The sequence below is a fragment of the Collinsella sp. AM33-4BH genome (assembly GCF_003469205.1).
GTDB lineage: Bacteria > Actinomycetota > Coriobacteriia > Coriobacteriales > Coriobacteriaceae > Collinsella.
In genome coordinates this window covers 26,783-38,752 of record NZ_QSIN01000011.1, presented here as the reverse complement: position 1 = coordinate 38,752, position 11,970 = coordinate 26,783, and the positions used below count along the sequence as shown (strand labels likewise).

Sequence of the window (11,970 nt, the reverse complement as noted above, 5' to 3'; positions counted from 1 at the left end):
AAGTGCGTTACTCGGCAGCGGCCTTGAACTTGTTGTAGTTGATCAGGCAGCCGGCCTTGACGATGGCACGCTCCTCGGCCGTCATATCGGCAATGTAAAGCTCAATCTGCTCGACCGTGCCGTCGGCGCGCACCACGTAGGCGGCGATGTTCTTGAGGTCGCCATCGAGCGCGGCACGGATACCCGGCACAAAGACGTAGTCGCCCACCTCAAAGTTGGGCTCCGTCTCCATCTGGAAGGGCACCATGCCCCAGTTCATCACGTTGGAGCGATAGCGCTTGGTGGCGTACTCGTGGACGATGTTGGCCAGGCCGCCGATCACGCGCTGGCAGCTCGCGGCCTGCTCGCGGGCAGAGCCGTCACCGGGCTTCTTGGCATAGAGCATGGAGCCGTACTCGGTCGCCTTGGCGTCGGCCGCGACACCCGCGCCGGTCAGCGCCTCAAACACGCCCGCAAGCTCGGCATCGAGCGCCGCTAGGTCGCCCGCGGCCTCGCCGGCCACACGACGCTTCTCCACAGCGTCGACCTCCTTGGAGCGGCCCACGTAGGCCGGATCGCGACGGCTCAGCGTAAACTCGGCCAGACCCAGCGGGTTGGAGCGGAAGGAGCTCGTCTCGCCCGAGGGAATGAGCTCGTCGGTCGTGGTGACCGGGTCCATGATCTTGGAGCACACCTTGAGCAGGATGTCGTCGCCGAGCGGCTCCATCGCAGGCCACGGCTTGATGTTGGGACCCTCGACCAGCTCGTCGGCCGGCTCGGCCTTGCCGAAGCCCCAGTACACGCGCTTCTTGTAGGGAGCGTCGTCGAAGGCGTACTCGCAGGCCTCGTCCCAGGTCTCCTCGGGCAGGTCGGTCGCCGGCGTCAGGACGCCGCCGTTGGCAGCCGTTGCCGCAATGGAGCGGGCGTCCATCAGGGCCACAGCGCTCAGCTGGCCATTGCCCGGCTTGGAACCCTCGCGGTTGGGGAAGTTGCGCGTGGTGTGGCGGATCGAAAGGCCGTTATTGGCAGGCGTATCGCCGGCACCAAAGCACGGGCCGCAGAACGCCGTGCGCACGATCGCGCCGGCCCCCATGAGGTCGTAGATATAGCCGCGACGCGTGAGCTCGAGCGCCACAGGCTGGCTCGTGGGATAGACCGACAGCGAGAACTCACCGCAGCCGGTGTTGGCGCCCTTAAGCACACGGGCAGCCTGGACCACGGAGTCGTAGTTGCCGCCCGAGCAGCCGGCGATAACGCCCTGCTGCACGTGCAGCTTGCCGTCGACGATCTTGTCGAGCAGGCTAAAGTGCGTCTTGCCCTCACCGATCTTGGCGGCCTCGAGCTCCACCTCGTGCAGAATATCCTCGAGGTTCTCGTTGAGCTCGTCAATCTCAAAGCCGTTGGAAGGATGGAACGGCAGGGCGATCATAGGCTTGATGCTCGACAGGTCGACCTCGACGCAGCCGTCGTAGTAGGCAACATCGGCGGGCTTGAGCTCGCGGTAGTCGTCGCCGCGGCCGTGCATGGTCAAAAACGCGTGCGTGTCCTCGTCGGTGGCCCAGATGCTCGACAGGCAGGTGGTCTCGGTGGTCATGACGTCGACGCCGTTACGGTAGTCGGTCGTCATGCTCGCGATGCCGGGGCCCACGAACTCCATGACCTTGTTCTTGACGTAGCCCTTGGCAAAGACGGCGCGGATGATGGCGAGCGCCACGTCATGCGGGCCGACGCCGGGGCGCGGGGCGCCCGTGAGGTAGATGGCAACGACGCCGGGATAGGCGACATCGTAGGTGTCACGCAGCAGCTGCTTTGCCAGCTCGCCGCCGCCCTCGCCCACGGCCATGGTGCCCAGGGCGCCGTAGCGGGTGTGCGAGTCCGAGCCCAGGATCATCTTGCCGCAGCCGGCGAAGTTCTCGCGCATAAAGGAGTGGATGACCGCGATGTGCGGCGGAACGAAGATGCCGCCGTACTTCTTGGCCGCGGAAAGGCCAAAGACGTGGTCGTCCTCGTTGATGGTGCCGCCCACGGCGCACAGCGAGTTATGGCAGTTGGTGAGCACGTAGGGCAGCGGGAACTGCTCCATGCCCGAGGCACGCGCCGTCTGGATGATGCCGACGAAGGTGATATCGTGGCTCGCCATGGCGTCGAAGCGAATCTTGAGCGCCTCGGGGTCGCCGGACGTATTGTGTGCCTGAAGGATCGAATACGCGATGGTGCCACGCTTGGCATCCTCGGGCGTCTGCGTAATACCGCGCTCAGCAGCCTCGGCCGCAGGCACAACCTCGCTGCCACGGCGCAGGTAGATGCCGTCCTCGTACAGCTTGACCATACTGTCTCCCACTCTGCCCAAACAATTTGGGCGCATAGCATACATTCGTTCAATATCGTGCCATAGAACGGTTGCGAGTGGGCTACGAATCTGCGCGTTCACTTTATCTCGGTAAAGCAAAGGACGAGCCCGGTGTGGGGCCGGCAGATTTGGCGCAAGAGTGTCCCTTTCGACTAGTCATTTAAGAACGTCCCCAATGACTACCGCATCCGGAGCAAGGCAACGCCGCAGGTAGAGGACGGACAGCGAGCGACGTCCGGAGCGAACAAGTTGGCATGAAAAAGGCAAGGCATAGACCTTCTGGTCATGCCTTGCCTTTTGAATGACAAATTGTCGCTCCGGACGTCGCGCAGCGTCGGCCGTTCGGTAGAACGGCGGAACCTAGAGATCTCCGCCGGCGCCCAGTAGCTTGCGCATGACTTGCTCGGGGTTAACCGAGCCATCGCGCGGGGCCAGGGCGGTGATCTTCTTCTGCATCTTGTACTCGTGCAGCTCATCCTCGAGCTGGCGCACGCGAGCGCGGAGCTTCTCGTTCTCGCGCTCGCGCTCCTCGGCACGCTCCTTCATATCGAGAATGCGCACCACGCCGGCAAGGTTGATACCCTCGTCAGTCAGCTGGTTGATGAGCTCCAGACGCTCGATATCGGCACGCGAATACAGGCGTGTGTTACCGCCCGAGCGCTGGGGGTTCACCAGGCCCTTAGACTCGTAGACGCGCAGAGTCTGCGGATGCATGCCGGTCAGCTCGGCCGCCACGCTGATCATGTACAGCGGTTTGTTCCTATTGTCCTCGGCCATGCTACCTGACCCCTTTCCGTCTCGTTATCGTCCATCATAAGCCCGCGGGCGCGGGCGCGCGCCGCGACCGCCCTAGTACGTCGCCTTGTAACGGTTGACCTTCTCGCGATAGTCGCGCGTGTCGGCCTCGCGCAGCTTGGTCATGGCATCGCGCTCGTCATCGGATAGGTTCGTGGGGACCTGCACCTTGATCTCGACGAGCAGCGCGCCCGTACGGCCACGGTGCTTAACGTCGGGCGCTCCCATCTCCTTAAAGCGGAACTTCTTGCCCGTCTGGGTACCCGCGGGCACTTTCAAACGGACCGTCGCACCGCCGGGTGTGGGCACGTCCACCGTGCAGCCGAGCGCCGCCTCGTAGACCGAGACCGGTACCTCCATGGTCACGTCGGCGCCTTTGCGCTTGAACAGCGGGTGCTCCTCCACATGCGTGGTCACGACCAGGTCGCCGCGCTCGCCACCCGCAACGCCATACTCGCCGCGACGCTTGTAGCGTAGCTTGCCGCCATCGACCGCGCCCGCGGGCACCGAGACCGTGATGGTCTGCTGCTCGCCTGTCGAGGGAATGCGATAGGTGACCTTGTGCGTCACGCCGCGAAACGCGTCCTCGGCCGAAACATCGACGGTCAGCGACAGGTCGCCGCCCTTGCGAGCGCGGCTGCGACCCGCGCCGGCACCGGCAGCGCCCGCAGCCCCGGCAAAGCCCGAGCCCCAATCGCTGCCCCAGGCGCCGTTGCCGCTAAAGATGCTGTCGAAGATGTCGCCCCAGCCGCTGGCGCCCGCGCCGGCACCGTAGCCGCCGCCATATGCGCCGCCCGCGCCCGGCATGCCGCCAAACATGAGCATCTGGTCGTACTCTTTGCGCTTCTTCTCGTCCGAAAGCGTCTCGTAGGCCTCGCTGATCTCCTTGAACTTGGCCTCGTCGCCGCCGGCATCGGGGTGATATTTTTGCGCGAGCTTGCGAAACGCGCTCTTGATCTCTTTGTCGGAGGCGCTCTTGGATACGCCCAGGATGTCATAGAAGGTTTTGCCTGCAGCCATCGTAGCTCCTCTCCTGTTTCATCCGCCGCCCAGCGGGCGGCGGCTCATGCTTTCATATGGCACTAGGCCAGAAAGGGCCCCGGGTGTTGCCCCGGGGCCCTTCTCAATTACTCCTCGGTGCTCTCGGCCGTATCGGCCGAAGCATCCTCGGGCGCCGCTTCGGGCTCCGGTGCGGGGCGCTTCTCGCCACCGTAGGTCACCGTCACCATCGCGGAACGCAGGATGCGATCCGCCATGCGGTAGCCCTTCTGGTACACGTCGTTGACGGTCTCGTCGTACTGCGATGCGTCCTCGACGCGACCCACAGCCTGGTGCTCGAGCGGATCGAACGCCTCGCCCTTGGGGTCGATGGGCTCAACGCCCTCGTGCGCAAACACATCGAGCAGCTTGGCATGCACCGCATCGACGCCATCGACGAACTGCTTAAAGTCGTCGGCAAGCTCTTGGCTGCGGGCATGGTCGATCGCGCGCTCGATATCGTCGATTACCGGCAACAGCGCGGTGACAAGCTTCTCAGTCGCGCGGTCGCGCTCGGCGATGCGCTCGTTGGCGGTGCGGCGACGGAAGTTCTCCCAGTCGGCCTGCAAACGGGCGGTGCGCTCGGTGGCGTCCTTCGCCTTGTCCTCGGCAGCCTTCTGAGCCTCTGCCGCAGCATCGAGCTCGCTGCGCACGTCGGCAAGCTCCTTTTGGGCCTGCTCGAACTTGAGCTTAAAGTCGTTGTCGGCGGCTTCCTCACCGGCGCGGATAGCGGCTTCCACCATCTCGTCCTCGGTCATCGTCGCCTCCTTGTTGGAATCCTCTACCTGGTTCTCGGCAGCCTCGGCGGCCTCGGCCTCGTTGGCCTCGGTATCGTCGACGGCCTCTACGGGAATCTTCACGTCCTTCTCCTCAGAGTCAACGGGGGCGGCGCCAGCGGCAGCCGCCTCCGTGCGAGCTTTACGGGCGGACATGATTACTTGTCCTCGTCGTCCACAACCTCGTAGTCGGCGTCGACCACGTCATCGTCGGCAGGCTGGGCGCCGGCGGCACCGTCGGTCTGCTGCTGAGCGTCGGCGTAGACAACCTGGGCCAGCTCGTAGGCCACGGACTGCAGGGACTCGCCAGCGGCCTTGATGGCCTCGACGTCAGAGCCCTCGAGCGCCTTCTTGGCGTCGGCGATAGCGGTCTCGGCCTTGGACTTCACATCGGCGGAAACCTTGTCGCCCAGCTCGTTGAGGGTCTGCTCGGTGGAGTAGCACAGGCTATCGGTCTGGTTGCGGACCTCGACCTCCTCCTTCTGCTTCTTGTCCTCCTCGGCATGGGCCTCGGCGTCCTTGACCATGCGATCGACTTCGTCGTCGGACAGAGCGGTGGAGCCGGAGATGGTGATCTGCTGCTCCTTGCCGGTGCCCTTGTCCTTAGCAGAGACCTTGACGATGCCGTTGGCGTCGATGTCGAAGGTGACCTCGATCTGCGGCACGCCGCGGCGGGCAGCCGGGATGCCGGTCAGCTGGAACTTACCGAGCGACTTGTTGTCGCGAGCAAGCTCGCGCTCGCCCTGGAGCACGTTGATCTCGACGCTGGTCTGGTTGTCGGCAGCGGTGGAGTAGACCTCGGTCTTGGAGGTCGGGATCGTGGTGTTGCGGTCGATCATCTTGGTCATGATGCCGCCCATGGTCTCGACGCCCAGCGACAGCGGGGTAACGTCGAGCAGCAGGATGCCCTCGACGTCGCCGGTGAGCACGCCGCCCTGGACGGCAGCGCCGTCGGCAACGACCTCGTCGGGGTTCACGGACATGTTGGGCTGCTTGCCGGTCATGGTCTTGACGAGCTCCTGGACGGCGGGCATACGGGTGGAGCCGCCGACGAGGATGACCTCGGTCAAATCGGAGAGCTTAAGCTTGGCGTCACGCAGGGCGTTGGTGACAGGCTGCTTGCAGCGCTCGAGCAGGTCGCGGGTGATCTTCTCGAACTCGGCGCGGGTCAGCGTGTAGTTGAGGTGCAGCGGGCCGGACTGGTTCATGGTAATGAACGGCAGGTTGATGGTGGTCTGCTGGGCGGCGGAGAGCTCCTTCTTGGCGTTCTCGGCGGCCTCCTTCAGACGCTGCAGGGCCATGGGGTCCTGACGCAGGTCGACGCCGTTCTCCTGCTGGAACTTGTCGGCCATCCAGTCGATGACGCGCTGATCCCAGTCGTCGCCGCCCAGGTGGTTGTCGCCCGAGGTGGACAGAACCTCAAACACGCCGTCGGCGAGGTCGAGGATGGAGACGTCGAAGGTGCCGCCGCCCAGGTCGAAGACCAGAATGCGCTGGTCGGTGCCCTGCTTGTCCAGGCCATAGGCCAGAGCAGCAGCGGTCGGCTCGTTGACGATACGCTTGACGTTGAGGCCGGCGATCTTACCGGCATCCTTGGTGGCCTGACGCTGGGCGTCGTTGAAGTAGGCCGGGACGGTGATGACGGCGTCGGTGACGGTCTCGCCCAGATACTTCTCGGCGTCGGCCTTCATCTTTGCGAGCGTCATGGCGCTCACCTGCTCGGCGGTGTAGTCCTTGCCCTCGATGTCGACGACGGCACGGCCGCCCTGGCCCTCCTTGACCTCATACGGCACGGTCTTGATCTCGGAGGTGCACTCGGAGTACTTGCGGCCCATGAAGCGCTTGATGGAGAACACGGTGTTCTTGGGGTTGGTGACAGCCTGGTTCTTAGCGGCCTTACCCACAACGCGGTCGCCGTCGGCACGGAAGCCCACGACGGACGGGGTGGTGCGGTCGCCCTCGGCGTTCACGATAATGGTCGGAGAACCGCCCTCGAGAACGGCCATGGCGGAGTTAGTAGTACCAAGGTCGATACCAAGAATCTTACTCATTAGAAATTCCCTCTCTCTTTTGCGTTCGCGTCGCCTCGACGGTCTGTCGCGCGGCGCTTCGGCTTGTCTTTCAGGATGTAGTGTATCCCCTTATGGGCTGGAATATACAAAATCTAAGTCAATTCATATAAGATTTCTTATTGCTGAGAGTTTAGGTTCTTAAATGCGCAGGTAGATGCGCTGATTGAGTTCTCGGCAGATCTATTGAGATCTATGTAGAGTTGACTGAGGTGTGAGCCTGAAGCCGTACAGGGGGCCTTGGAGCGACCCCGGGGGAAGCGCGACCCAGTCTGAGCGTAAATTCCGGGACGCAGTTTCCGCCGGGCGGTCCAACCGGAAACCGTGTCCCGTTTTGGACGTGGATTACGGGATGCGGTTTCCGCAAACACGCTCAATCGCCCTATATTTCAAGTCACCTGTAGCTAACATTTGCGCAGCTCAACGGCCTCACCTGCATGTTTTTTAGTAAGCCATGGCATACTCGGCGAACGGTATGAAGATGCCGGTCAGAGGGTATTGCAAACGGTCGCTCCCGTGGTATGTTTTTGCCCGAATCAAACCGACGCGCATCGCCTGTAGCGTCGGTCAACAGAGAGGAAACTACCATGGCTCATCCCGTAATTGATGCCGACGAGTGCATCGCTTGTGGCGTTTGCGTCGACTCCTGCCCCGCTGGCGTTCTGGAGCTCCAGGACGTCGCCACCGTCGCTGACGAGGACTCCTGCGTCGCCTGTGGCGCTTGCCAGGACGCTTGCCCCGCTGGCGCGATCACCGAGATCGTCGAGGAGTAACAACTCCCGCACTTGCACACTCAAAAGTACACCGTGCACAAAAAAGGAGGCCTCCGCATCGCCGCGGAGGCCTCCTTTTTTTGTGCGGATAACCAATTAGGCACCATCGCAGGTTGAGCTCACGTCAGCGAAAACGTCCCTAAGCGAGCAAGGTGACGTGAAAGAGGAGGGAAGCGTACTTTGGTACGCGACCGACGATTGAACGTCAGATTGCCGCTTAGGGACGTTTGCAGCATCGGCTACGACAGATCGTCCTCGTAGGGCATCAGGTCTGCCAAATAGCCTTTCTCCTTGAGTATGGCCTCGATCTCGTCGAGGGTTTGCTCATCCTCTGCCGCAATGCGGTGGAAGTGATAGCCGCTCGTCACCGTTAGTAGTGGAAAGCTCTTGCCGCTCTCGATATCGTGCAGGTAGCGCTCAACATCGCGACGATTGCGAATGTCCAGGTCGGCCGTGATCTTACCGTACACGCGGTGATTGACGATCACGTTGAGCACGGCGCCGCCGGCGTCGACGATACTCGTGAGCTCATCGCCTGCCTGCTCCACGCTGTGGCGAACCTTGACCAAGCGCGTGGGCACGGCGGGGCTGCTGGGGGCCTCCTGCAGCACGTAGCCGCGGTTGGTTGCCACGACATCGTGCCCATCGGCGCGCAACAGGGCAATATCCTGAACCACGACCTGGCGGCTCACGCCAACCTCGCGGGCAAGTGCGCTGCCCGAAACGGGCTCCCTGGCTCCCTCGAGCACGCCCATGATGGCACGACGGCGCTCGCGGGCGTTCATTATTTACCGTCCAGCAGACGCAGGTGCTTAAGCGAGAGGTCGAGGATCGGGGCGGAGTGTGTCAGCGCGCCCGAGCTAATAAAGTCGACGCCCAGATCGGCCAGGGCGCGAATATTGCTGGCGTCCACATTGCCCGAACACTCAGTCTTGGCGCGACCGGCGATAAGCTCGATAGCGGCGGCCATGTCGTCGTGGGTCATGTTGTCGAACATGATGATGTCGGCGCCGGCTTCCACGGCCTCGCGCACCATGTCCAGGTTCTCGCACTCGATCTCGACCGTCGTGGTAAACGATGCATGGGCGCGCGCCATCTCAATCGCGCGCGCCACGCCACCGGCGGCGTCGATGTGGTTGTCCTTGAGCATGACGGCCGTCGACAGGTTGTAGCGATGGTTGCTGCCGCCGCCGATCTCAACCGCCGCCTTCTCGAAAACGCGCATGCCCGGCGTGGTCTTGCGTGTGTCGACAAGCACGGTCTTGGTACCCTCGAGCGCCGCTGCCATTCTGTGCGTATAGGTAGCGATACCGCTCATGCGCTGCAGGTAGTTGAGCGCCACGCGCTCGCCCGAAAGCAGCACGCGCGCATCGCCGCGCACCTGGCCCACGTGGTCGCCGGCGTGCACCTCGTCACCGTCGGCAACATCAAACAGCACCGAGCTCTGCGAATCCAGCAGCTCAAAGGTGCGGGCGAACACATCCAAGCCCGCGATGATGCCATCGGCCTTGGCGATGAGCTCCACCGTGGCGGGGCGCGCCGTGGGGCACACGCTCGCCGTGCTCACGTCCTCAAACGTAATGTCCTCGCGTAGAGCCTGCAGAATCAGATCATCGACGACGAGCTTCATGGTAATGGGATTCATGGTCTACTCCTCCACGGCCTGCGTGCCGGCGGCACGGGCCAAATCATCGATTGCCAGGGAGTCGGCGCTCAGGGCGCGATGACGCCCGTCGAGCGCGGGCTCGCCCGCCTGCTCCACGGCGAGCGACTCGCCGGTGCGCATGTACCACGCGGCGCGACGACCCCAGACCAGCGCCTCGAGCAGGCTGTTGGAAGCCAGGCGATTCTTGCCGTGCACGCCGTTGCAGGCCGTCTCACCGGCTGCGTAGAGCTCGGGCATCGAGGTGCGGCCGTCCTTGTCGACCCACACGCCGCCCATAAAGTAGTGCTGCGTAGGCGTAACGGGGATGGGCTCGTCCAAGATGTCGCGGCCGTCCTCCAAGCAGCGTGCGCGAATGTTGGCAAAGTGCCCGGTCACTACATCGCGCTCGACGGGGGCAAAGCTCAGCCACTCGTGCTCGGTACCGTCCCGCTTCATCTGCTCGCGAATAGCGGCAGCGACCACATCGCGCGGCTGAAGCTCGTCGGTAAAGCGCTCACCGGCGGCGTTGAGCAAAATCGCGCCCTCGCCGCGGCAGCTCTCGCTGATCAGGAAGGTGCGGCCTGGCTGCGGCGAGAACAGTCCCGTGGGGTGGATCTGCACGTAGTCCAGGTGCTCCATCTTAATGCCATGCTCCTGAGCGATGTAGCAGGCATCGCCCGTGAGCTGCGGATAGTTGGTCGAGTGGTCGTATATGCCGCCGATGCCGCCCGTTGCCCACAGCGTGTGGCGGGCATGGATCTTAAACGGCTCGCCGGCATGCGCGCCCTCGGCGGCATTTATCAGCTCGTCGGCGGGGCGGACCGAGTTGTCCTCGTCCACGGGAACGGCGACGACACCGGCACACACCGTGGCGCCGTCACGCTCGCCCGTCAGGATGTCGGTCATGGCCACGTGCTCCAAAATCTGCACGTTATCCAGTTTGCGAACGGCCTGAAGCAGCTTGGTCGTGATCTCCTTGCCCGTAATGTCGGCATGGAAGGCAATGCGGGGGCGGCTGTGCGCACCCTCGCGGGTAAAGTCGAGGCTGCCGTCGGCCTTGCGCTCAAAGTCCACGCCCATCGCCAGCAGGTCGTTGATGACCGAGCGGCTCGAGCGGATCATGATGTCGACGCTCTCGCGGCGGTTCTCGTAGTGGCCGGCGTGCATGGTGTCCTCAAAGAAGGCATCGTAGTCCGAGCCCTCGGGCAGCACGCAAATGCCGCCCTGCGCGAGCATCGAATCGCACTCGTCGACAGCGCCCTTGGAGAGCATGATCACGCGCGTGCTCGTCGGCAGATTGAGGGCCGCGTACAGGCCCGCCACGCCGCAACCGGCAATGACAACGTCGCACTCCATGTCGGGGTATTGTTTGGTTTCCACAGGAATCCTCTCCCTTGTTATGTGACATAAGGGACTGTCCCTCATGTCACATTGGCTTAGCGCGCCGCGTACTCGAGCATGCGGTCGAGCGTAAGTTTGGCCTGGTCGGCGGCCTCGTCCGACACGCCGATCTGCACCTCGCCCTCGCCCGTCTCCAGGCAGCGCACGAGTTTTTCGAGCGTGATGAGATCCATGTTGACGCAGGTGGGCTGCACCGCGGGGAAGTAGAACTTTTTGCCGGTGCCCTCGCAGCGGCGCTCGAGCTCGTAGAGCACGCCGCGGACCGTCACGATAATGAACTCGCTCGCGTCGGACTCCTCGGCGTACTTGATGATGCCGGCGGTGGAGCCGATGTAGTCGGCCTCGGCCAAGACGTCGGCCTTGCACTCAGGATGCGCCAGCACGAGCGCGTCGGGGTGGGCCTCCGTCGCGTCAACGATCTGCTCGACGGTGATGATGTGATGGCGCGGGCAGTAGCCGTTGTTGAGGATGACGTGCTTTTGGGGCACCTGCTCGGCTACGAAGCGGCCCAGGTTCTGGTCGGGAATGAACAAGATGTGCTGCTGCGGCAGCTCGGAGACGATCTTGACGGCGTTTGAGCTGGTAACGCACACGTCACTCCAGCTCTTGATCTCGACCGTGGAGTTGACGTAGCAGACCACGGCCAGGTCGTCGCCGTACTCGGCGCGCGCCGCATCGACCGTCTCGCGCTTGACCATGTGCGCCATGGGACAGTCCGCGCCCGGCTCGGGCAGCAGCACGGTCTTGGTGGGATTGAGCAGCTTGGCGCTCTCGCCCATAAACTCCACGCCGCACAGCACGATGGTCTGCTGCGGCAGGCTCTTGGCAAGCTTTGCCAGGTAGAAGCTGTCGCCGACGTAATCGGCCACAGCCTGAACCTCGGGCGCCACGTAATAGTGCGCCAGGATCACCGCGTCGCGTTGGGTTTTAAGTTGCTGAATGGCCTCGACGAGCTCTGCGGGCACCAGTGCCGCGCGCTCCGTTGCCGTCGTTGCCGATGCTAGGCCGGCCGCGATATCGCGTGCAAGCTCCGACGCATCCATGTTCGCGCTCTGTGCCATCAAGGCCCCTCTCTTTTGGCGAATCTTGGGGCTTTAGTATGACACCTAGGTTTACAGCTGACAAGACAGCTGTAAACCTAGGT

Annotated in this window: 10 protein-coding genes; 1 reads left to right on the top strand and 9 read right to left on the bottom strand. The window is 63.3% G+C overall.

The window, feature by feature from the left end; all coding sequences use genetic code 11:
* Positions 1 to 7 precede the first annotated feature (7 nt).
* From DW821_RS08400 to dnaK, 5 genes are all read right to left on the bottom strand, one after another.
* Complete coding sequence (locus tag DW821_RS08400; RefSeq protein WP_118066463.1) at positions 8 to 2,308, bottom strand: hydratase; 2,301 nt, start codon at positions 2,306 to 2,308, stop codon at positions 8 to 10.
* A gap of 381 nt (positions 2,309 to 2,689) precedes the next feature.
* Positions 2,690 to 3,106, bottom strand: coding sequence for a heat shock protein transcriptional repressor HspR (locus DW821_RS08395; RefSeq protein WP_006235210.1), 417 nt, complete (start codon positions 3,104 to 3,106; stop codon positions 2,690 to 2,692).
* 72 nt (positions 3,107 to 3,178) lie between these two features.
* Entirely contained in the window at positions 3,179 to 4,144 is a 966-nt protein-coding gene (locus DW821_RS08390) for a DnaJ C-terminal domain-containing protein (protein ID WP_006235211.1), read from the bottom strand.
* Between the two features lie 107 nt (positions 4,145 to 4,251).
* Positions 4,252 to 5,094 (bottom strand): nucleotide exchange factor GrpE, encoded by an 843-nt coding sequence (locus DW821_RS08385; RefSeq protein ID WP_117776389.1) that lies wholly within the window; start codon positions 5,092 to 5,094, stop codon positions 4,252 to 4,254.
* 2 nt (positions 5,095 to 5,096) lie between these two features.
* Entirely contained in the window at positions 5,097 to 6,989 is a 1,893-nt protein-coding gene (gene dnaK / locus DW821_RS08380; protein ID WP_055250813.1) for a molecular chaperone DnaK, read from the bottom strand.
* Positions 6,990 to 7,594: 605 nt separating this feature from the next.
* Between dnaK and DW821_RS08375 the strand changes: the two genes are divergently transcribed.
* The gene (locus DW821_RS08375) at positions 7,595 to 7,780 is read left to right on the top strand and encodes a DUF362 domain-containing protein (RefSeq protein ID WP_006235216.1); all 186 of its coding nucleotides are present in this window, start codon (positions 7,595 to 7,597) and stop codon (positions 7,778 to 7,780) included.
* Positions 7,781 to 8,019: 239 nt separating this feature from the next.
* Here the strand turns inward: DW821_RS08375 and DW821_RS08370 are convergent, their stop codons facing one another.
* The 4 genes from DW821_RS08370 to nadA are packed head-to-tail and all read right to left on the bottom strand — an operon-like array spanning position 8,020 to position 11,887.
* Entirely contained in the window at positions 8,020 to 8,565 is a 546-nt protein-coding gene (locus DW821_RS08370) for a transcription repressor NadR (RefSeq protein WP_117776390.1), read from the bottom strand.
* Entirely contained in the window at positions 8,565 to 9,425 is an 861-nt protein-coding gene (gene nadC / locus DW821_RS08365) for a carboxylating nicotinate-nucleotide diphosphorylase (protein ID WP_055250817.1), read from the bottom strand. The genes DW821_RS08370 and nadC overlap by 1 nt, the downstream gene beginning before the upstream one ends.
* Positions 9,426 to 9,428: 3 nt before the next feature.
* Positions 9,429 to 10,805, bottom strand: a complete 1,377-nt coding sequence (locus tag DW821_RS08360) for an L-aspartate oxidase (RefSeq protein WP_233540510.1) — start codon at positions 10,803 to 10,805, stop codon at positions 9,429 to 9,431.
* Between the two features lie 56 nt (positions 10,806 to 10,861).
* Positions 10,862 to 11,887 carry a quinolinate synthase NadA gene (gene nadA, locus DW821_RS08355; RefSeq protein WP_089573637.1) on the bottom strand — a complete coding sequence of 342 codons (1,026 nt, stop codon included), beginning with the start codon at positions 11,885 to 11,887 and terminating at the stop codon, positions 10,862 to 10,864.
* Between the last annotated feature and the right edge of the window lie 83 nt (positions 11,888 to 11,970).